Raw genomic sequence first — 22026 nt, 5'->3', positions numbered from 1 at the left:
AGTCTGCCGAAGCTCAGTTATCTATTGAGCGCATTTAGCAGCTCTGCCCGGAGCGCTCGACTTCGGTTCTCATCCATGGGTCCATGCATGCCGAGACCGGCATCAGGAATATGCGCAATCGCGTCCTCTGAGGCCTCGAAGATATAGTAGTCGAAAATATCCCTCCAAGCCCGACGCTGCTCTACGGGCAGACTTCGCACAGTCAGCATGGCGTGCTTGAGTACGTTCATGGGGGTGCCCATGTACGCTGGCGTACTTCGCCACCAATAGTTCAGCAACACGTTGAGATCATCAAGGCCCTCGACGTGATGCCACCACATGCTGGGTATAAACAGGGCGTCCCCGGGCTCCAGCACCACCTCCTGCGCTGCCTCCATTGCTTTGGAAAACTTCGGAAAGCGTTCGAGGTCAGGATCTCGCAAATCTACCAGACTCACCGGTTGCCCAGCGGGTGTCATATCCCAGGGTCCGACATACAGATTGTCTAACTGATCTGGCGGAAACAACGTAAAACGACGGCGTCCAGCCACACAGCAAGCGAGATTATCGGGGAAATCAAAGTGCGCAGATACCACCACGCGATTCCCAAGCCATAGGCTTGCGAGAGGTTTGGCCACGCTAGGCGCAAGTGTGTTCTCTGCCGCAACGCCTGGGAACCAATGGTCCAATAGACTTGAGCCAACATACAAGGTCGGAGACTGATCCTGACCAGCATAAGCCTCTATCCCAGCAAGAAACTCCTCCAATTGCATATGGGAGCGCTGGAAATTAAAACCTGTGAAGCTCTCATCGTACGCAATACGTCCATTTGTATCAGCAGAACCTGAGGACGTTATCAGCGGCGCACCGCTATAGCAGCGCGTAAGGTAGTCACCAAGATCTCGCCTCGATCGCTTCCCCTGCTGCACTATCGGCCAATCCTTAACCAAACCCCGAATCACCTGTGGGGCCGTAAGCGCGGCAAGAAACTCCGAGAGATCGTCTACATCGGCCGCGCTGCACTCCGGCATATCACTACCTGCTCGCAACACACAAGGGTTTGCCACCTCAGCCAAGACTAGGCTCCTGCTTCGGAAGCAGTGCATTCCGACGATCAATCATTGCGCGGAAATGCGAATGAGAAGCCATGATCATATAGATGGATTGAAGATGCCCGGCCTGATGTAGAGCAGCAACCGCCGCCGCGTCCAGCTCGTTCAATCGGTCCTCGTTAATGGTGTAAAGACCCAAAAGCTGGCGCTCAGCACCGTCATTCAAGGTGATGCTCATAGACACGCTTTCGATAAGGTCATTATCAGTAAGCGCTTTCACAAATGGCGGATTCATCTCAAGACCCAGCTGAATGTCTTCAAGCAGCGCCGTGAGATTCTCGAGATAGGGTGACGAACCCCCATGCTCCAGAAACAGGGGTTGGCCGTCTTCCGCTGAGGTTAGAAGTGGACTATCCATGTTGATAGTAATGACCGCCTGACGTCCGTCTGGACTCTCGGGGTTGGATTGGTACCCGATAAGAAAAGGTCCGCGGAGAATGCTCATGGGAACGTAGGGTGGCTCCCAACCATTCTCGGAAAGAAACAGGTTTTCACCCTTCTCAAAGCCCAGGAGAATAATGGGAAAGAACTGCCCCGTACTTGCATCCTTCTGAAAGAAAATCGGGTAGTGCGCCTGCGCGCGTCGTAACTCTAAAGGGAAGGTGACGACATATTGCACAGCATCACCCGTGTCCGCATTGCGCTGCGTAAGAATGCGAACATCACGATGTTCCACATTGTTGAGCATTTCGTATCTAGCCATCAGGTATCCCAGTCAAAGCACGCCTTACACGCGCGATAGTCCATAGCGGTTTATTTTCTCGATCAACTCCCGGTTCGCCGGCAGTCCCGCAAGCATTTTCTGCGTCTCTAGAGCATTTTCTTTAAACAGCGTTTGTGCGCGCTTACTCGCCTCAGGATCTATCTCCATCTGGCTTCTTTGATCTCCTGAGTGAAAATCCATGCCATAAAGCACGTACTGATAGCTGGCAGTAGAGAATAACTCATCGACCTGAGCCTGATCTCCATGCCAGGGACAGTGATGACCCCACAAGACAAGAGAGTCTCGTAAGCGAGACGGAATCGATGCGGCTTCACGGTGATCCCGCCAATACGCTGAGTCGTTTCTTTCACTCAGAACATAGTGGAGCTTAAGGAATTCTATGATGCGCTCCCAGTGACCGCCGAAACGCGCGTTGAATCGGCCCGCAACAATATCCATAACTCTTCGATCAGGTGGCATCAGTTCGCCGAGCATTTTCGCGGACAGCTCTATCATCACCAGCGCCGACGCTTCCAAGGGCTCCACAAACCCCGCCGAAAGACCAATAGCGACGCAGTTGCGATGCCAGAATTTTTCTCGATAGCCCGGACGAAAGCTTATTTTGCGAGGTGTACAGCTCTCACTGAAATCCTTGTTTGATGTTTTGGCCAGATAGGCTCGTAGAATCCTCTCCGCCTGATCATCATCGGTGTATTTGCTGGAGTAGGTATAACCCGTGCCCCGACGGGTCGGGAGCCCAATATCCCAAATCCATCCAGCTTCTTGTGCCGTGGATACTGTCGCAGCAGCCACAGGTTCAGAGTCATCTGATCGCGGAACCTGTACGGCAAGGGCGCTATCATTGAACAGCACCCCAGACATGTCTTTAAATCCAACCTGGTAATGCTTGCCCAGCAACAGCGAGCGCATGCCCGTGCAATCTACAAACAATTCGCCGGGAATACGACGGCTGCTTGAGGTATGCAGCGCACAAATGTCTCCCGTTTCATTAGTCTCTATGGACTCAACGTTTTCCAGGAGATGCTCCACCCCCAGAGCCTCTACGCAATGCTTCTGAAGGAGTCCGGCAAACTTCCCTGCATCCAGGTGATATCCATAATTCAGATTACTGGCGTATTCAGGCGTTACGATTTGCTTGGGGCCCAAGGCCTGCTCGCAGACCTTGGCTTGGGGCGAAACGGCATCACAGAATGAAACTTGCCCGCGTACAGCCTGCCAGTGCCGTGCCAAATTAATATCGGAAAAGCCCCGGGGGGGCGTAAACGGGTGGTAGTAACTTTCTGTGCCGCCCTTAAGCCAACCTACAAAATGCGTACCCTGCTTGAAGCTCGCATCACAGGCTTTGAGGAAATCCGTCTCAGATATACCCATGCGAATGAGGCTACTGCGCATCGTCGGCCAGGTGCCCTCGCCCACACCTATAGGGCTCACATCGGGTGATTCGACCAAACATACGCGCATCGAGGAGCCGCCGCGACGAAGCTCCGCCGCCAGAATCCCAGCTGTGAGCCAGCCAGCGCTACCGCCACCAACTATGACAACTGTTTGGATGGCCTCGGCCATGGCTGTTCCTGTCGTTGAGTAGTGAGCACCCTAGTATAGAAAAACCGCCACTACCAATGCAGTGGCGGTTTCAGAACGAGCGGTGAAAACCGCTCAGCTAACCCAGTCTGTTAAAAGTTAGCGCGGAATCCCAGTGCCCAACGTGCACCGGTCTGGCCCGCTTGCAAAACGTCCAGAGAAGATCGACCTCGCTCCCGGAACGTTTCGTCCGTGACATTCACGCCCTCAAAGAAAGCGATGTATTGATCCTCTCCGCCAAAGCGATAACTCGCACGAACATCCCACTGTCCGTACTCTTCTGTGTATCGCGGCTGCGCACCAAAGGAATCCGTTCCGATTCCTCCAAGGAACTCGTCTCGCCAGTTGTAGGCCACTCGAACTTCGATGCCGTTTTTGTCGTAGAAGCCAACAAAGTTTGCGGAATCACTCAGACCTAACAAGGCGAACTGCGCCTCTTCTTCTGGCCTAATCAGATTGTTGTAACCCACGTCTCCATCGACAACAGTGTAGTTAACAATCACACCAAAGCCCGTATCCCAGAAGGCATGCTGGATAGCGAATTCCCAACCGTCAATTGACGCCTCTTCCTGGTTCGCGGGAACCTGCACCCTGAAGCCCATCGCGTTGTTGCCCGGGCCGCCCGTGATTATCTGGTTAGCCACATCCACCGTAGGATCATTCGGGAAGTTGTTAAAGATGTATTGCCTCACGTCGTCGGCAGTACTAGCACCTGCTGCTCGGGCTTGGTCGGCCAGGCCTCCTACCGTGGGATCACCCAAGTCCGGGAACAACTCAACACCGGTATTAAAGGAGTTGCCAAGGAAGTTCTCTACATCCTTCTGGAAATAGCCGATGGCGACGTAACTTGTCTCGCCGTAGTACCACTCCAAAGAAAGATCAAAGTTGGTCGATTCAAGAGGCAACAAACCCGGATCTCCTGAGAAGCCGTCACAGCCTCCGCCCGGCACGCAGCCACCAACTGTCAGACCCCCTTGAATATCACCGTAGCCAGGGCGGGACATAGTCTCGCTCCAGGATGCCCGAAATAGAACGTCCTGCATGAACTCAATATTGAAGTCTATGTTGGGTAAGAAGTTGTCATAAGAGCCTGTCAGGCTCGTGAAATCTTGCACCGCCACACCGTTCGCATCTACACGGGTAACTGCGATCAGTTCGTTCGCAGTAATCCAGTCGAAGCGATCGACAACAGGCACCAAGGCCTGAGACGCCACATCCGTGTCTTCGTAGCGAACACCAAGGTTCAGATTGACAGGCATATCACCCCACTCAAGGTCTAAATCTACCTGAACGTAAGCGGCAGTTTGCTCTTCTTGGGTGCGTTGATCCCGCGTCCACGCAGTAGATGGACAGAATCCATCACCGCAATCTCCGGGAATAGTGCTGGGGTTGCTGACAGTGACGCCTTGCGCTTCCAGCTCTCGAGCCCGGTCAATCAGAGCATTCGTGTCCCAGGTAAATAACTGTGTAAAACGGCGGTCATCGCCAGAGTTACCAAAGTCATCGAACCAGTCGGCCATGGACGCGGGCGAGAGAAGATCAGAGATATCTCCCGGCGCGCCGATTCCACCCCAGGTATCGCGCTGAGTTGTCGCGGACTGAGAGGTGTTATCCACCTCGGTGGTTTGAACGCCAAAGTTAATCGTCGTGAAGTCATTAAAATCAAACTTACCCGCTATCTTGGCTTGTTCGACATTCATCTCGTTCTGTTCGTTGGTAAATACACTACCGCCGATCAGCATATCGTCTGGCTGCAAAGGTCGGTCATCCAGCAACGTCAACGCCATGATTGGGAGATCTGACCCAAAGAATCCGCTTGCAGAGGTGCGTCGCGCCGAAGTGATGGCCAGCGACATAGAGCTACCAAGAGGACCATTAGGGCCGCGCTCAGCAGAGGAATCGTGATAATCAAACTCCAGCGACAAGCGATCAGACACGTCCCAGACGGCGTTAAAACCTACAGAGAGGTTTTCTGACTTACTCGAGTCGACACCAACCCCCATAGGGTTATCTGACGGGTTGCCATAGAACTCGGTGTACTCAATAGGCCCAGCCACCGGACCATCGGTCCACTCCGATTGAACGCCGGCTGTGTTCGGCGGGAGGCTGAACCAGGCGGAGTAGTCGTTGAAAGAACGCTCGATCTCCTGCGTAGAGTAAATCACGTCCAGCGTTGTAGTAATGGACTCCGTGGGCGCCCACTGCAGGGTAAGGTTGCCGTTGATACGCTCCCGCTCGAAACTCTCGCGGACGTACTGGAGCTGCTGAGGTAAAGAATAGAGCTCCGAGTTTTCTGTTGTTCTGTTGATCTGATTGGCGTCGGCAGGGAGTCCCGGCCAGACGTCCGCACCTAAAGTAGGCTGCCCAGCCCAGCTACAGCAAGAATCATCACCACGAAGAGGAATCCAGCCGCGCACCTTCGCGGAGTCAACGCCTTGGTTTCGCTCCTGAAAACTACCCGCAAGGGAAATGCCAAAGGTACCGTCAGCAAACGTCTGAGCGAATAAACCGGACAGCTCCGGCGTCAGGTCATCTCCGTCAACAGAATCCGCAGAGGTATCGTGCACCGCCTTGCCGCCGATCGTGAAGATGCGGTCTTCGCGCATTTCCAACGGGCGCTGCGTCTTGATGTTAATGGTAGAGCCGATGCCGCCTGTAGGCAGTTCTGCTCGGCTAGTCTTGTAGACCTCGACCCCAGCCACACCTTCAGATGCAATATCTGCAAAGTCAAAAGAACGAGAAAGGTTTTGGTGCGTTGGCATCTGGCGACCATTCACCGTCACCAGGTTGTATTGCGGCCCGAAACCGCGGACGGTGACTTTACTACCCTCGCCTCGGGTTCGGTCAATAGATACACCCGTGATTCTTTGTAGTGACTCGGCGAGGTTCGTATCGGGCATCGCGCCAATATCTTCCGCCGAGATGGCGTCCACAACGCCTTCGGAGTAACGCTTAATGTCGGCAGAGGCCTCGAGACTGGCCCTAATGCCAACTACGACGACTTCTTCTAAAACACCAGGATTTGATTGCTCCTGCGCCATTGCCGCTCCCGGCACCAATAAAGTACCGATTGCCATGGCAACGCCGGTTGCAAGCGGATTTTTTCTGAGCGTGTTGTAAGCCATACAGAAGCCCTTAGCTTTGTGGATACGTGAAGTTTTGTGGATTGCAATCATTTACAGATAATTCGCCCCGTCGCAGAGACCGCCGAAACGAGAAGCCATCCCGGGAAAACGCGCGCGCAGTAGCGCTGAACCCTTCTCGGGCAGCTATGCGACTGATATACGGAACTGTAGATGCTCTACCCATTAATTATAATTTTTAACTACCTGTTATCGTTATTTTGGAGTCCGGGGTAAGCGTCTCTGCCCAACCTCCGTCTCTCTTTATTCTTCGCCTTAGCAGCTGTGCCTGTGGATCCGGGCATTGACACTACCCATAAGCACACAGCTCTTGCGAACATTCAGCAGAGCAACACTACCCGCCGGTGGACGCCGCTTACCATGCGTTTTCGCTGAATGGGACTTAGAAAGCGTCAAGAGGGACTTTGACAAAAAGCCGCCAGCGCGTTCCTCTAATCCGTCTAACGGGAGGAGGAAAAAACTCACCGAAGACGCCAGCAAAATGGTTAAGCCTATGATTTTAAGAGATAAAAAATTCGAGTCGACTCAGCCCGACAAGCCACAGTCTAGAGGCCTTCACCGCGCCTTACGCTGCGATAGTCAGTCGGTAAGCCGATCCCGAAGCTCTTTCCTCAGCTGTTGGGCAGTCGGATTATCCAGATCACCGAGACATCCGCGCACATGCTCCGGAATATGCGCAACGCCGTCGGGCCCGGCATCAAAGACGTAATGCTCCATCAGCGTGCGCCAAGCCTCTCGCTGCTCCGGGGGAAGCGATCTAATAGATAGCACTGCATGTAAGAGTGCCCCAAAAGGCGAGTCGACGATTTCCGGTTTCTTCAGCCACCAATAGTTCACCAGCATATTGCAAACAGAGAGCGCCTTAACATGATGCCACCACATGCTAGGTATAAAGATCGCATCACCTGGTTCTAGCACGGCGGTCTGCGCGTGCTCCAAAGCATTAGCGAAACGGGGAAACCTCTGAAAATCAGGCTCATCAAAATCGACGAGACTGATGGGCTGCCCCGACGGTGTTCTATCAATAGGCCCCACATACAAGTTGCTTACTTGATCCGTGGGAAACAATGTGAAGCGTCGTCGACCAGCAACAACGCACGCCACATTACATGGGAAGTCGTAGTGCGCCGCGACAGTAGTACGGTTCCCAAGCCAAAAATTGATGAGTGGGTCACCGGGTACCGCAAGTGAATTTGCTTCTAAAAAGCCGGGCAACCAACCCGCCACAGGAGTTGATCCCACATAGACCGACATATCGGCATCGCCACCCGGTTTGTCCAGCTTCTTGAACCTCTCCATTAGACCTTCGAGAGGAGCACTGCCTTTTTTGAAATTGAAGCCGTTAAAAGCTTCGTTGTATCCGAACCGGCCCTTGGCTTCCGGTGCCGCCACATAAGCGGTGACGGGTCTGTCATTCCAGAACTTCGACAGATAGGATTCTAATTGTTCAAAGGAGGCGTCGGCGGGTTGAACAGCTGGCCAGCTGTCGACGAGGCCACGCATAACTAGAGGCTGGGTACGCTCAAACACGGCAGAGGGAATAGCGTCGGACGTGACATCATCTATCGACTCTATCGCAGCTAGCTTATCGAAAATCATAACTTACGCTTCTGTCTATTCGCTCCCACTGAGCATCTGAAGCCCATAACCGAGAGGGAACAGTGGTGCCCGGGATGGATCGCTCACCGAGTCGGCGTCCTTGGGCCAAGCAAACGATAGGCGTCCCTGGAATTCGAAGTCTCCAAATAGCATGTCAGAAACTCCCTCTCCTTCCGATCCTGGCAGCCATGCCGCGATAAACGCATTGCTTGCAGCGAGTTCGGGAGCAACAGGCAAAGGACGCCCGGACACGAGCACAGTGATGACGGGAATGCCTTTTGCCACAATACTATTTATGAGCGCCAGGTCCTCAGGATGAGAGACCGCATGCTCCAGAGTCCTACCGTAGGGCTCAAGCACTTTCATTTCACCGCGAATCTGCGAACCGGCCTCAACAATTACGTTGTCTCCAGATCGAACGTCGCCCAAGCCCTCGGCATAGGGCCTCTCTCCTATGACCACTATCGCAACATCATGTGCGGACGCATCAACGCCCTGGGCAAGGGGGTCTTCACAGAGCACAGCGTTATCTGCAACGGTTCTAATACCCTCCCAGATGGAGCATCCGCCTACAATACTCTCGTTGTCTTCTGCGCCCTGCCAGGCAATTGTGAACCCCCCGCATTGATGACCGCGATTATGAGCGTTCTTACCGGCAACCAGAATCCGCGCGTCACGCTTAATAGGTAGGGCGGCATTGTCATTTTTTAAAAGCACCAGAGATTTTCGCACCGCCTCCCGCGCAATTTGCCGTTGTTCTCTACCACCAAAGCGGGCGTCGTTAGACCAGCGCCGTTCTGATGGACGTGGCTTGTCGAACAAACCAAAGGCCAGCTTTACCCGGAGGATGCGCCGCACGGCATCGTCGACCCGACTCAAAGGTACGCTGCCTTTTTCGACATGCGTGCGCAGATGACGGATAAACTGTTGCCAGTCAACGGATACCATAAACATATCGATGCCTGCGTTTACCGACATACCGACTGCGTCGTAGTAACTTTTGGACAGGTAGTCGATTCCGTCCCAGTCGGAGATCACGAAGCCCTTGAATCCCAACTCTTCTTTTAACAGGTCGGTAATGAGTTGACGGTGCCCATGACACTTATCGCCGTTCCAGCTGTTGAAGGACGCCATGACAGTTAGCACGCCCGCGTCGATAGCTGGTCTATAGGGGGCGATGTGCGTGGCATAAAGCTCCGCCAGGCTCACAGTCGTCTCGCCCTGATCTATGCCATGAGTGGTTCCACCATCACCCACCCAATGCTTGGCGCAGGCGATAACTCCGTCATCGCCAAGGTCGCCCTGCATACCATTTACAAAGGCAGCTGCGTAGCTGCCAACTAAACCGGCATCCTCGGAAAAGCTTTCGTAACTTCGGCCCCAGTGTATGTTGCGTGCCACGGCGAGGGTTGGCGCAAAAGTCCAGTCCACGCCCGTTGCGAGAATTTCGCGGGCCGTTGCCCTGGCGATACGTGCGATGAGATCGGGGTCCCGGGCTGCCCCCAGTCCGATATTATGCGGAAAAACCGTCGCGCCTCGCACATTACCGTTGCCGTGTATGGCATCAACGCCATAGAGCAGAGGTATCCCAAGGTGCGCATCATCAGCATCCATGGATGCTTGCCAATAAGCGTCATTCATATCGACCCAGTCGGAGGGTGCGTTATCTCCCGGACAGGAGCCGCCGCCGCTAAGCACCGAGCCGATATGAAACTCTTTAACATCCTCTGGCGTGCAAGCCATTCTTTCAGGCTGGGTCATCTGTCCGATCTTTTGATCAAGACTCATGCCCGCTAAAAGTTGTTCGACCTTTCCTGCGAAGATGGGATCGTCGAAGTGTTTGTTCATGAAGGTTATCTCAACAGTCTCAAGCGTGGACCTCGAACTCAGCCCATAGAGGCGCATCAGAACTTCCGCCAATCCAAACGTGAAATTGCCCCGGCTCTGTTACCAATTGCATATCACGATTGAAAAAGGCCAGATCATCGGTATGCAGGCGAAAACTGATCCTCTGACGCTCGCCCGGCTTTAAACGAATGCGTCTGAAACCTTTGAGTTCTTTTATCGGACGAGTCACGTTACCAACAAGGTCTCGGACATACAATTGCACGACCTCCTCACCGGCGTAGCTACCCATGTTCACGATATCAGCTGAGACATCAAGGCTTTGGCCGAGCCCTATAGAGTGATGGGAGGTCGTGATCTTCACATATTGAAATCGGCCATAGGAGAGACCAAACCCAAAGGGAAACAATGGTTTAAACCCGGCATCCAGATGAAAGGAGGTCATACCCAGCGACGTCTGAGGCGCTCTTGGAGGAACTTCATTGATATCAATGCATGTCTCTTCGGTGGCGGGACGGCCTGTATTCTTTTGCGCATAATGAATGGGTACTTGCCCGACAACCTTCGGAAACGTGACTGGCAGCTTGCCCGAGGGAGACTCCAATCCAAAAAGCAAATCTGCGATAGCCGGCCCGCCCATGGTACCTGGATGCCAGGCATAGAGCACAGCGTCGGCATACTCAAGTATAGGCTCGATGGTCAACGGGCGACCTGCCATGATGACAACCACTACTGGTTTTCCAGTGCTCGCCGCAGCTTCGATGAGTGCCTTCTGATGACCGGGCAGGTCGATGGAGGCTCTTGAGTGCGCTTCTCCGGACATAAACGCTTCTTCGCCAACCACAACAACCGCGGCATCTGATTGTGTAACGGCCTCTATCGCTTCGGAAAAGCCGTCTTCACTTGCAGCCCGAGTAGTCTCCAAGGCTTTTACGTAATTGATTTCGGTCGTACGCCCAATCAGTTCTGTGATTGCTTGCAAACAAGTCACGGAGTGGCACGCTTCGCCATCAAAAACCCAGGTACCCATTTGTTCAAAACCGTCATCTGCAAGCGGCCCCAGGAGAGCGATAGCATCTAGCTTTGCAGGTAGTAGCGGTAAAGTCTGATGCTCATTCTTAAGCAGCACACAGCTCTGCATCGCAGCTTGCTTGGCAGCTTTCAGATTTGACTTATTAAGGAGCTCCGGGTGTTGAGATGGGTCCGTATACGGTTGCTCGAACAGACCAAGTTCAAATTTTAGCCGCAGTATCCGCTCTACCATGCGGTCTATTTGTTCCAGGCTTATCTTGCCTTGATCCACCATATTTTCTAGATGGTCGCGGTAGGAAGAGCTTGCCATTTCCATATCGATGCCAGCCATGGCCGCTTCATAGGCGGCCTGCTCGTCATCGTGGGTGAAACCGTGAACGCTCATCTCCACAATGGACTCCCAGTCGCTGACAACCATGCCCTGATAGCGCCACTCCTGGCGAAGCACTTGATCCATCAGCCATTGATTACCGGTGGCAGGGACGCCGTTAAGATCGCAAAAAGCAGACATGAATGTTGCGACGCCAGCGTCAGCCGCCGCCTTAAACGGACGCAGATAGACATTCCGCATCTCGTTCTCAGGGATGTTTGCAGTGTTGTAGTCTCGTCCGCCTTCTGCGGCGCCATAGCCAGCAAAGTGCTTGGCGCAGGCGGCTATGGAGTCGGAGGCTGTCAGTGTTTCGCCTTGAAAGCCGCGGACCATTGCACTCCCGAGCTCACTGCAAAGATAGGGATCTTCGCCTAAGGACTCGGCAATTCTTCCCCAGCGGGGATCACGGGTGATATCAATCATGGGTGCGAACGTCCAGTTGATACCTGAACGTACTGCCTCTTCCGCACTCACACGGGCCCCCGCTTCCACAACCGTCGGGTTCCAGCTTGCCGCTTGCCCAAGGGGAATGGGGAAAATCGTTTTGTAACCATGAATAACGTCACGACCGACCAGCAGGGGGATTCCCAGCCGACTTTCTTCCACAGCTATTCTCTGAAGTTCGTTGACGACTTCCACGTCGGGCTCGTTGAGCACTGATCCCACTTGGCCCCGGCGAATACTGTCAGCGAGTTCGTCGGGTATCCATCCACCTCCCGCCTGTAGCTGGCTCATCTGACCGACTTTCTCGTCCAGCCCCATGCTCATGAGTAAATCGTGGACGCGGCTCTGAATGATGTCGCTGTGTTGAGCATTGTCCACAACAAGCTCCGGGGTTCTCTCGCCGTGCATAGTTCAATCTCCGCCTTATTCTTAGGTTTTTCCGAGCTAATACGGCTAGCTGGACGCGCCCACGCTATGGCTCTTCACTTGCTTCTTCATAGGTTCAAAGGCACGTAACAAGTTGTACCTTCCTTAATGTGGGTGAAGATATAGCCGTTGTGTCTGAGAACAACATATTTCGGCTGAAGTGGGTCAGCATTGCGCTAAAACGGACTCCGGCGCTACGACGCGCATATCCCCCCGCTTTCTCGCCCAAGTCTCGGCTAATGTTGAAGTCCAAGCGACGAGGTCGTCCGCCCTGTCCCGAGGGAAGTCCTTTTTGGCGCATGGTTGTTGTACCCTCCACGATCGGCCATAAGATCAAGAGGGAAGCAACATGTTGCATCCTGCAGTTGCCATCTGAGCAACCCAATAAAAACATAAAGTAGTAGGGTGTCTATGAATACTGAAGAACTCTCTTTTCGAGAGAAGTTGGGCTACGGACTCGGTGATACCGCCTCCAACTTTTTCTTTCAGGTCTTTAACCTTTTCCTTATGTACTACTACACCGATATATTCGGTTTACCGCCTGCAGCCGTGGGCGCTATGTTTTTGATAACAAAAATCATTGATGCGGTCAGCGACCCTGTTATGGGCCTGATCGCAGATCGCACCAATTCTCGTTGGGGAAAATATCGTCCCTATTTGCTGTGGGGAGCAATACCCTATGGGATCTGTGGCTACTTGATGTTTGCGGGTTCACCCGACATGTCGCCTACCGCCAAGTTAGTCTACGCGTATGTAACCTATACCCTGATGATGCTTGCTTACACCGTAATCAACGTCCCTTATTCGGCTTTGATGGGTGTTATCTCGCCCTCGTCGATTGAGCGCACGAAGGTAGCCGGCTACCGATTCATCTGTGCCTTTGCGGCTGGCTGGATGATAGCCACGTTTGTCGGTCCACTAAAGGGATTGCTAGGTGGGGAAGATGAAGCGACCGGCTTTCGCATGACGATGATAATTTTTGCAGTATTGTCAGTGGTGCTTTTCTGGACAACTTTTGCCACAACCAAGGAACGAGTCACTCCTCACGTTATGAAGACCGACGTGCGATTGGACATAAAGACACTCTTATCCAATGGTCCATGGGCTGTGCTTTTTGCTTCTGCGATCGTGACCTTAATGAACATTGCAGTACGCAATGGCTCACTGCTTTATTACTTCAAGTACTACGTCGGTGATGACGGCAGCCCATTGTTTCTGATTTTTGACAAAACCGCCGTTTTCTTGTCATTGGGTCTGATCGCCATGATCGGGGGGATCCTCCTAACCCGATATCTTGCCCAGCACTTCGAGAAACGCAATTTGATGATTGCGTTGACTCTGCTTAACGCGCTCAGCATGTCGGCGTTTTTCTACATTCCACCGGATCAATACTGGCTCATGGTGGTTGTTAACTGCATCGGATCATTTCTTATTGGCCCCACTCCAGCTTTGGTTTGGTCCATGTATGCCGACTGTGCAGACTATGGTGAGTGGAAAAGTGGGCGACGAATCACGGCACTGGTTTTTTCCACGGTCCAGTTTGCTCAAAAAATGGGTTTGGCGGTGGGCGCAGGTCTGCTGGGAATTGTTCTGGGCGCTTTTGGTTTTGTTGCTAACGAAGTGCAGTCCGAAACTTCGATGATGGGTATACGATTAATGTTTAGCATCCTCCCCGCGGCACTGGCAATCTTGGGCGCGGCGTTTATTTTCTTTTACCGTATCGATCAGAGCACCATTGTCGAAATGGAGGAGGCATTGGCCCAACGCCACGGGTCACCTGCGGTTGAGTAGGTGTCAATCGATTTATTCTTTATGGCATGAGTAAGTGAACCAAGCGCCAGAAAAGTCTGTGCCTGCGTTTTTTCGTGAAGAGCGTCTTACACGCTTTTGGGTGCTCCAGCTAGCTGGGTGGTCCTGCCTCTCCATCGTGAGCTATTTCAGCCTCAATCTTTGGTACGACCAGCCCGATGCGGCCTATATCGGGCATAACGTCGTTCAATCACTTTTGGGGATAGCGCTCTCCTGGCCCCTGCGTTACGTCTATCGCAGAGTTTGGAATAACTCCCTAATTGTCCGGATCGTATATATATCAATAGCTGTATTGATTTTTTCCGGCTTGTGGTCGTTGTTTCGCCTCGCATTTTTTCAATGGATGACCGGTGTTTCCGGGCTGTGGGCCGACTTTGGCGGCTGGCTATTTCCGTCGATCTTCATTTTCATGTGTTGGACTGCTCTTTATCATGGTTTCAAGTATTACCAGCTGGTAGGTCAGGAGCACAAAGCGCTCCTGCGTATGGAGTCCGCCAAAAACCTGGAGGCGAGTCGAGCGGCCCGCGCCGAAACGTTGGCCCGGGACGCGCAGCTAGCAATGCTTCGCTACCAGCTAAACCCACATTTTTTGTTTAATACCTTGAATGCAGTTCAGAGTCTTGTGGCAACCGGGCGAAATGAACAAGCGACGGGAATGATCTCCGCGCTCAGCGAGTTTCTTCGCTACTCGCTGTACACAAATTCTGGGGAATTTGTTTCTGTTGAGGACGAAGTAGCGGCGATCAAGCTGTATCTGGAGATTGAAAAGATTCGCTTTGGTGACCGACTTAAGGTGACGATAGAAATCTCCCCGGATGTGCAGAAGCAGCAGATTCCCAGCATGCTACTGCAGCCGCTAGTGGAAAATGCGATCAAATACGGTGTTGCGAAGTCCGAAAAGGGAGGCACATTGAATGTGGATGCCTACTCTGATGCAACGCATCTGTGCATTGATGTCATTGACTCGGGAGCTGAAATGAAAGCTCGGGAAGCTATGGGGCAACCCGGTGTCGGGCTCAGCAATATTCGTCAACGCCTCGAAGTCTGCTACGCCAAAGACTACGATCTATCCCTGCATAGACTGCCAGAGGGTGGAGTTCGTGCGGGTGTGCGGGTGCCGTTGCAATATGTCGGAACGGTGAACTGATCATGCGCGTGTTAGTGGTAGACGACGAGCCCTTGGCACTAGATCTCTTGATAGAACTTCTGAAGGACACTCCGGACGTCGAAGTTGTTGCTTCTGCTTCTGATGGGCGTCAAGCGGTAGCGGCTATCGCCAGTCACAGACCGGACTTGGTGCTACTCGATATAGAGATGCCGGGCAAAGACGGTTTTTCAGTCGTGGAGTCCTTGCAGGCAGATGATCACATGCCCTTGGTCATTTTCGTCACCGCTTTCAATCAATACGCAGTGGAAGCCTTTGATAAAAATGCGATTGACTATATCTTGAAACCCGTCGACAAGGCCCGGCTGCAAAGAGGATTGCGGCGAGCCAGGGAGCGTCTTCTTGACGCATCAAAAGCAAAATTGCTGCGAGCGATCACCGCTGCCGGGCAGCAGGAAGCTAAGGGTGCGCGCTCTGTCCAAGATGCCCTTGATAGTTACTCGGACGCGGTAGGTCGTTTACCGGTACGTCAGGGCGACAAAGTAAAGCTTCTTGAGTTGGACGAAATCGACTGGGTCGATGCTGCAGGGGATTACATGTGCGTCCATTCGGCGGGAGAAACTCACATTTTGCGGTGCACTATGAAACAGCTTTCAGAGCGTCTGGCGCTGGGCCCCTTTGCTCGAATTCATCGCTCTACATTGGTAAATCTGAATCGAATTGTGAAGATCACGCCCCTTAGCAAAGGGGAATGTCTACTGCACCTTGATGAGGACACACGATTGAAAGTCAGCCGAAACTACAGGGCGGCGATCCAGCACCTCCTTGCGTGAGTCCGGCGGAGCACCGCGAAAGCTCCTCTTATTACTGCAGAGCTGTCAAGAAAGGCAGAGCTGCCTGCGCTTCTACGGGGACGGTACCTAAGAGTCGTTAAATATCCATTCGCAGGGACACGCTCAGCGCGCGCGGGGGAATGTAGCGATAGGCACCCGTGGAGCCGGCGTTCCAGGCAAATTCATCAAAGAGGTTAGTAAGCCGCCCGCGAATGACCACGTCGTTATCCGCAAAGGAAAACTGGCGTCGCAGTCCCAAATCGAGAAGCGTGTAGGGATCGATAGTGACAAGGCCCTGGGAATCGGCATTCTGCTCTCCCCGACTGCTTAGCCCGAGGTCGAAAGACCAACCGGGCGCCCACTTCGGTCGATAGTCAAGATTCAGCGTCGTCGAACGATTGAGGGCTCCCGCAGGACTGTCTGCAAGCGCGCCGGAGTCCACTGCGTCTCCGGTCAAGACCACATCGTAAAACACTGTTCCCAGAACTAACTGCAGTTCCTCTGTTACCGGCCCTGCCAACGAGAGCTCTACACCACGATTGATCTGCATTCCCTGTTCGCCAAAAAAGCGGTTTTCGTCAAAGCCAAAGAAAGGCTTCTCGATCTCGAAAATACCTGCGACAGCGGTGAGCTCGCCAAACGTCACGCGCGCGCCCGCATCAATTTGCTGCGTCTGCGCCGCCGGCGGTGACTCATTCTGGTTGATAGCACTGATTGGCGCCACGGGGCTCTCTTCGAACCCTCTCACGATCCCGCCATAGATCACTACTCGCTCACCCAGGGGTGCGTTAGCGTTGACGTTGTAAAGCACCGGGTTCTCTTCATCGGCCAGATCTTTACTTCCGGGCACGACGACGTCTCGGGAATAATCAGACTGCTGGATACCGATATTGAGCTGCCCCGCATTCTCCCAGCGAAGGTCATAACTGAATCCCAGGGCAAGCTGCTCTACAGATTCTTGAGATTGCTCGCCCACTTCTACATCCGGGCGCTCGAAGTACACCGGCTCGTCGATATTCGCATCACCAAGATCGATACCCACGGTACCGCCATAGTCCCTGCTGCGATCCAGCCCACGCAGGTTTACAGTGAAGCTGTGCCTGCGGCTTCCCTCATAAAAATGGCGTGTAACTCTGGCTTCGAGGGAGGTCGACGATGAGGAAGTCGAAGGGCCCAGCGCCGACCGGCGACGTGCAGAGCCATCGGGCTCAACATCTGTATAAAGCACGTTTGCCTGCTGATCCCATTCGCGGCTGGAGTAAAAAACGCCAAGGCGAAACTCCCAGTTTTCCGGTCGATAATTGGCCAGTAAGCCGACGTTGTAACGCGGACCAGCAAATTCTGCCCAAGGCTGGCCTACAAACTTTAGAGGGGTAACTTCAGGTGGCTCGTAGGCACCAGCAGTGAAGTATCGCTGGGAAAACTGGTTCTCGATTTCTTCAACGTAATCCGAAAAAACTGTAATGTCGGCATCCTGCCCGAGAGCGAAGCGCAGGTTGCCACCTACGCTTGCCGCGATGTCGTTGGTCCCGTTGCCCTCCTCGTCTTCTTCGTAGCCAACACCGAATGCAGCCTCCACGCCCTCCGCTAGGCGAGCCTGAAGGTCAGCTGCGATTCGAAATCCGCCATAGCGGCTGCGCTCCAGAATCACACTCTGCACCGGTTCTTCAGCAACGCGGCGCAAAGAAAAGTCAGCGATACCTGTGGGGGCGGGCAACATATAACCCTGCGCCGCGAGACCGGCACGAATCTGGGACCCCGAGACGAGTCTGTCGCTAAAGCCGGATTGGCGATCGATGAAAATTCCATCTATGCGGATGTTGCCCGCAGCTGTGGGACTAAAACCGCGAACGTTGGCAGCACTATACAAACCAATTTGCTCGTCCCCTACACTGGATCCAAAAGCGTCTGCGGCGGAGCGCACGACGTTCTCGTTTGCGCGCTGCGCATTGGCTCCCGCGGTGAGCACAAGGACGAGTATCAAGACAGCAAGTTTGAACCTCATCGACAGATGCATGAGCGAATTTCGAAACTTTGGCGGCAGACACTTAGAAACATCAGCAGTAAGTACGGACACCGGTAGCTGGCCTCAAATAGGTATAGTTTGCGAGGAACAAACGCGTAGACATGTAAAGTGGCTTTGTGTGTATTCTCGCATTTTTCCGCCGGGTGCGCGGGCATTGGGAGAGCCTACGATTACAAAAATTACGACACCGTGCATTCTACTGGTAGCGCCTGCGCGCATTTGCTAACGTCGAAGCCGTATCGACAGGAACAGTAAATGAGTTTTTTTGGAGAATTACATCGTCGCAACGTGGTTCGTATGGGCGTCGCCTATACCGTGACCGCGTGGCTGCTGCTGCAGGTGACTGACGTAGTCATGCAGAACATCGAAGCGCCGCCTTGGGTGATGCAGGCGCTTCTATATTTGCTACTTGTAGGTCTTATACCCACCTTACTGTTTGCCTGGGTATTTGAGTTAACCCCCGACGGAATCAAACGTGAATCCGAAATAACCGAAGGCACTTCGGTGGTGCATCAAACGCGTCGCAAGCTCGATACTCTGATCATTCTGGTGTTAGTTGCTGCGGTCGCTTATCTGTTCTGGAACGGAAAGCGACCTGATCAATCACCGTCGGACGAATCGACCGTCGTAGAAAGCGTCGAGGCTGAAACCGATTCACCCGGCATGGCTCGGCTGCGAGAGCAACTGGCCGCTGCTGACAAGAACAACACAGGCAGTACCGCTACCGATGCCGCCAACAAGTCCGTCGCAGTGCTGCCCTTTGTAAACCTTTCGTCAGATCCTGAACAAGAGTACTTCTCTGACGGTATCTCCGAAGAGCTGCTAAACGTACTAGCCCAGATTCCTGCGCTGCGAGTTGCGGCCCGTACCTCATCTTTCCAGTTTAAAGGTGACAATCGCGATATCAGCGAAATTGCCGAAGTACTCAAGGTTAACCACGTACTTGAAGGGTCCGTGCGCAAAGCGGGAACACGCCTACGCATTACCGCGCAGCTCATCGAAGCACAGAGCGGCTACCACCTGTGGTCCGAAACTTATGATCGCGAGCTCGAAGACGTGTTTGCCATTCAGGACGAGATTTCTCTGGCCATCGCAGAGGCGCTAAAAGCAGAGCTGGCGCTGAATGAAGATGGGCGAGCAGTGCTAAGTCGTGAAACAGCAAACACACCGGCGTACGAGGCATATTTAAAAGGTCGAGGCTTGGTAAATCAAAGAGGCAATCAGGCAATCACCGCCGGGGTGCGAGAGCTGGAGCGCTCTGTCCGCCTGGATGCGAACTTTGCGCCGGCTCGGGCGCAGCTCGCTATTGGGATTACACTTTTACAGTCATCCGCCGGGACCTACGGAGACCTAAGTCCAGAAGAGGTTACCCAGCGCGCGGGAGCCCAAATCGAAGCAGCAGCTGCGCTCGATGATGACTTTGCCGAACTGTGGGCGGCACGCTCAATGCTGGCACTTGCTCAATATGACGCTGAGCAAGCACTCGAGTATGCCGATAAGGCACTTGCCATTCGCCCTAACTACGCAGATGCACTCACCTGGCGTGTAAATGCTCTGGGTGATCTGGGCCGCTATACCGATGCCTTCGCGGCGCGAGAAGAGATGCTCGAACTGGATCCACTCAGCGTGGTCGGACGGCTTAATGCGATCACTACGCTGAGTTACACAGAGCCAGAGCGTGCGGCAGTTATGGCCCAATCCCTTGCGGCGCAATTTCCCTGGGCCAGCCATATTGCTCAGGCACGCGTATATAGAGCGAAAAGGGAGATAGACCTTGCGCTCGAGGAATTTTTGCGCGCTTATGTCTTAGACACATCAGACCTTTTTGGCAACCTGCTGTTGTCATTTGTCTTTGCCGAGCTGGGGTTTGTTGATGAGGGCCTGCGCGTTGCGCGAGAAGTTGAGCCTTGGGTGTTGTTACAGACAGGACTGTTCGATGAGGCTGAGCGCAGTTTGCGCGCCGAGCTCGAGCAGAGACCCACAGATCTAGACTTGATGGGCGGCCTGGGCAGCGCGCTTTACTATCAGGAGCGCTATCAAGAAGCCGTCGATACATGGCGGAGAGCGCTGGTCCCATCGGTGTTTGGCGAAATTGTTTATAGCTGGGGTGGAAATTTGCCGACGGCGCAGTTTGTGCATTCTCTCCAGCAGTCGGGCGAAAACGATGCCGCGGAGCATTACTTGGACGCGCTTGACGCTCATGAGCGTGCTATCGGCGAACTCCTCCAAAACTCGGATTGGTTCTGGGGCCAGGCGTTGATCGCTACGATGCGCAATGATCGTGAGGCTGCCATTGCAAACTTGCAGCGAGCAGTATCAGAGGGCCTTGCAGACCCCGTGTTGTTAGACGAGCCCATATTGAGCGAACTGGCTGATGAGCCTGCGATACGCGTAATGCGGGAAACACTGGTAACGCGCAACGCAGAAAATCGCGAAAAAGCGCTGGTTCTGATTTGCACCAAAAACCCTGTGCCCGATGATTGGCGACCCTTAGAGGCGACTTGCGAGGGGTTTTAACAGGGTATTGCCTACTGTTGCTTCTCTAGTGCAGTCGCATCGTCCACTTGCACCCAGCCGCGAATACTTGCCAGATACACAAAGCTTTTCCCGATGGAGTTAACCTGTCGCAAATCCCCGTGGGTTGCCGGGTCATAATCCTCGAGCCCTTCTAACGCTAAAGCATTAGCCATGGCATCCAAGGGACTGAGCGTTGCGGGCAACTCATGGAGATGAAGTTCCTCTGCCTGCCACACCATACCGTCGCGCTCCACCGGCGATGCTCCGTTGTAGTCTTCCCTTAAAAACACCGCAGACGTGCCCGCCATGCGTTTGTATCCCAAAGTCGTCACGCGTTGTTCCTCATCTTTAGCAGCTTTAACCAGTGGCACGATGGTAGGAAGTATTGATTCGTGAGGCTTTGCGGTAGATCAAGGAAGCGACAAATGCTTGCAACCAGTGTTAGGTCATGTGAGCTCGCTAATTAACTGTTACGCTGGATTTTTACTGAGTTAGATTGATCGGATCGATCTCTGATGAACAACGTTAACCCCAAGAAACTGCTCAACAGTAAGTGGTCTGCGGTAACCCCCGCTAATAAGGAAAAACACTTCGTAGTTTCCGAAGTTGAATATGACGAGGACGGTGTCGTCGTTTTGTGCTGCATCGAGGCTGTTATGTCAAAACGCGCGATGCCTATAGATTGGCGCGATCTGAAAGACGAGAGTACTTGGGTGCATGGCTGGAAGTAAACGTAGCAACGTGGAGGATGCGCCTAACAAATACAAGCCATCGCGTTCGCCGGTCCAGGAGCCTGTGTTGTAGGTGTTATGCGGCGCATACTGCGCGGGCGCCATACAATTGGGGCCGTAGATTTGAGAGCCCATCCAGAATTATAGGGAGTCACCGCATGGGAATTGAACAACTGAGCGGAATAGCGGAGATACTAGGCGCCGTTGCTACAATCGCTGGCCTACTGTTTCTATCTATTCAGGTTCGGGACAATACAAAGGTTACCAAGACTTCCACTCTGGCTTCTATGCTGGAAGATGCGAGAGATCGTACCGCTGGACAGCTGTGCTCTGATCCTGAAGTGTCAGACATTGTAGCTCGTGGCGTCAGCTCGATAGATATGCTCGATCAGAAGGAACAGCTTCGCTTTACCTTCTTTGTTATGGAAACGGTTCTTCACATGCAGAATGTGATGCAACTCCATGAAGCTAAGCTACTGTCCAGAATTGATTACCTTGCATGGCTAGATTGGACGGGGGCTATTCTTCGAACTCCAGGCGCTCGAGCCATCTGGCCCCAAGTGTCATCTGTTGTTACGCCAAATATCGCGGGCGTACTAAAGGCCCATCTGGCGGAAAACCCCGATACCCCAATGCTTTTGGACTTAATGCCGGTCTTTGATAGGCGAGAGCATGCAGGTGTGGCGTGTTAGTTCACCGCATAACAAGGCACGGAACCGGACGGCTTCGCCTCCGGTTCGCTTGGCGTTA

General features: G+C 53.4%; 15 protein-coding genes. 6 read left to right on the top strand and 9 right to left on the bottom strand.

Annotated elements, in window-relative coordinates; genetic code table 11:
- Window positions 1–17: 17 nt before the first annotated feature.
- The 7 genes from AB8B76_RS10280 to bglX form a co-directional block, all read right to left on the bottom strand.
- Entirely contained in the window at window positions 18–1046 is a 1029-nt protein-coding gene (locus tag AB8B76_RS10280) for a cupin-like domain-containing protein (RefSeq protein WP_405272278.1), read from the bottom strand.
- A gap of 1 nt (window position 1047) precedes the next feature.
- Window positions 1048–1794, bottom strand: coding sequence for a SapC family protein (locus AB8B76_RS10275; RefSeq protein ID WP_405272234.1), 747 nt, complete (start codon window positions 1792–1794; stop codon window positions 1048–1050).
- Window positions 1795–1818: 24 nt separating this feature from the next.
- Window positions 1819–3378, bottom strand: a complete 1560-nt coding sequence (locus AB8B76_RS10270; RefSeq protein WP_405272232.1) for a tryptophan halogenase family protein — start codon at window positions 3376–3378, stop codon at window positions 1819–1821.
- Between the two features lie 110 nt (window positions 3379–3488).
- Window positions 3489–6572, bottom strand: a complete 3084-nt coding sequence (locus AB8B76_RS10265; RefSeq protein WP_405272230.1) for a TonB-dependent receptor — start codon at window positions 6570–6572, stop codon at window positions 3489–3491.
- 546 nt (window positions 6573–7118) lie between these two features.
- Window positions 7119–8138: a cupin-like domain-containing protein gene (locus AB8B76_RS10260; protein ID WP_405272228.1), complete on the bottom strand. Its 1020-nt coding sequence runs from the start codon at window positions 8136–8138 to the stop codon at window positions 7119–7121.
- Window positions 8139–8153: 15 nt separating this feature from the next.
- The gene (locus AB8B76_RS10255; RefSeq protein WP_405272226.1) at window positions 8154–9986 is read right to left on the bottom strand and encodes a glycoside hydrolase family 3 protein; all 1833 of its coding nucleotides are present in this window, start codon (window positions 9984–9986) and stop codon (window positions 8154–8156) included.
- Between the two features lie 19 nt (window positions 9987–10005).
- Window positions 10006–12237: a beta-glucosidase BglX gene (gene bglX, locus AB8B76_RS10250; protein WP_405272224.1), complete on the bottom strand. Its 2232-nt coding sequence runs from the start codon at window positions 12235–12237 to the stop codon at window positions 10006–10008.
- Window positions 12238–12666: 429 nt separating this feature from the next.
- Between bglX and AB8B76_RS10245 the strand changes: the two genes are divergently transcribed.
- The 3 genes from AB8B76_RS10245 to AB8B76_RS10235 are packed head-to-tail and all read left to right on the top strand — an operon-like array spanning window position 12667 to window position 16002.
- Window positions 12667–14046 (top strand): MFS transporter, encoded by a 1380-nt coding sequence (locus AB8B76_RS10245; RefSeq protein WP_405272222.1) that lies wholly within the window; start codon window positions 12667–12669, stop codon window positions 14044–14046.
- Between the two features lie 34 nt (window positions 14047–14080).
- Entirely contained in the window at window positions 14081–15211 is a 1131-nt protein-coding gene (locus AB8B76_RS10240; protein ID WP_405272220.1) for a sensor histidine kinase, read from the top strand.
- 2 nt (window positions 15212–15213) lie between these two features.
- Window positions 15214–16002, top strand: coding sequence for a LytR/AlgR family response regulator transcription factor (locus AB8B76_RS10235; protein WP_405272218.1), 789 nt, complete (start codon window positions 15214–15216; stop codon window positions 16000–16002).
- A gap of 97 nt (window positions 16003–16099) precedes the next feature.
- Here the strand turns inward: AB8B76_RS10235 and AB8B76_RS10230 are convergent, their stop codons facing one another.
- Complete coding sequence (locus AB8B76_RS10230) at window positions 16100–18007, bottom strand: TonB-dependent receptor (protein WP_405272217.1); 1908 nt, start codon at window positions 18005–18007, stop codon at window positions 16100–16102.
- Window positions 18008–18283: 276 nt separating this feature from the next.
- On the opposite strand from AB8B76_RS10230, the gene AB8B76_RS10225 reads away from it, so the two are divergent.
- On the top strand, window positions 18284–20545 hold the full coding sequence (locus AB8B76_RS10225; RefSeq protein WP_405272216.1) for a hypothetical protein: 2262 nt from the start codon (window positions 18284–18286) through the stop codon (window positions 20543–20545).
- 11 nt (window positions 20546–20556) lie between these two features.
- On the opposite strand, the gene AB8B76_RS10220 is transcribed toward AB8B76_RS10225, so the two are convergent.
- The gene (locus tag AB8B76_RS10220) at window positions 20557–20877 is read right to left on the bottom strand and encodes a hypothetical protein (protein WP_405272215.1); all 321 of its coding nucleotides are present in this window, start codon (window positions 20875–20877) and stop codon (window positions 20557–20559) included.
- A gap of 183 nt (window positions 20878–21060) precedes the next feature.
- On the opposite strand from AB8B76_RS10220, the gene AB8B76_RS10215 reads away from it, so the two are divergent.
- Together AB8B76_RS10215 and AB8B76_RS10210 are read left to right on the top strand one after the other, a co-directional pair.
- A complete protein-coding gene (locus tag AB8B76_RS10215) occupies window positions 21061–21276 on the top strand; it encodes a TIGR02450 family Trp-rich protein (RefSeq protein WP_405272213.1) in 216 nt (71 codons plus the stop codon).
- 158 nt (window positions 21277–21434) lie between these two features.
- On the top strand, window positions 21435–21968 hold the full coding sequence (locus tag AB8B76_RS10210) for a hypothetical protein (protein WP_405272212.1): 534 nt from the start codon (window positions 21435–21437) through the stop codon (window positions 21966–21968).
- Window positions 21969–22026: the final 58 nt, after the last annotated feature.

This window comes from Congregibacter sp., assembly GCF_045107095.1.
GTDB lineage: Bacteria > Pseudomonadota > Gammaproteobacteria > Pseudomonadales > Halieaceae > Congregibacter.
This window is presented reverse-complemented; position numbering and strand designations above follow the sequence as displayed.

Bases quoted from the DNA above. Each gene is read 5' to 3' on its own strand.
- AB8B76_RS10215 (WP_405272213.1), top strand. From the start codon at position 21,061: ATGAACAACGTTAACCCCAAGAAACTGCTCAACAGTAAGTGGTCTGCG.
- AB8B76_RS10275 (WP_405272234.1), bottom strand. From the start codon at position 1,794: ATGGCTAGATACGAAATGCTCAACAATGTGGAACATCGTGATGTTCGC.
- AB8B76_RS10225 (WP_405272216.1), top strand. From the start codon at position 18,284: ATGAGTTTTTTTGGAGAATTACATCGTCGCAACGTGGTTCGTATGGGC.
- AB8B76_RS10260 (WP_405272228.1), bottom strand. From the start codon at position 8,138: ATGATTTTCGATAAGCTAGCTGCGATAGAGTCGATAGATGATGTCACG.
- AB8B76_RS10210 (WP_405272212.1), top strand. From the start codon at position 21,435: ATGGGAATTGAACAACTGAGCGGAATAGCGGAGATACTAGGCGCCGTT.
- AB8B76_RS10235 (WP_405272218.1), top strand. From the start codon at position 15,214: ATGCGCGTGTTAGTGGTAGACGACGAGCCCTTGGCACTAGATCTCTTG.
- AB8B76_RS10245 (WP_405272222.1), top strand. From the start codon at position 12,667: ATGAATACTGAAGAACTCTCTTTTCGAGAGAAGTTGGGCTACGGACTC.
- AB8B76_RS10270 (WP_405272232.1), bottom strand. From the start codon at position 3,378: ATGGCCGAGGCCATCCAAACAGTTGTCATAGTTGGTGGCGGTAGCGCT.
- AB8B76_RS10255 (WP_405272226.1), bottom strand. From the start codon at position 9,986: ATGAACAAACACTTCGACGATCCCATCTTCGCAGGAAAGGTCGAACAA.
- AB8B76_RS10230 (WP_405272217.1), bottom strand. From the start codon at position 18,007: ATGAGGTTCAAACTTGCTGTCTTGATACTCGTCCTTGTGCTCACCGCG.
- AB8B76_RS10265 (WP_405272230.1), bottom strand. From the start codon at position 6,572: ATGATTGCAATCCACAAAACTTCACGTATCCACAAAGCTAAGGGCTTC.
- bglX (WP_405272224.1), bottom strand. From the start codon at position 12,237: ATGCACGGCGAGAGAACCCCGGAGCTTGTTGTGGACAATGCTCAACAC.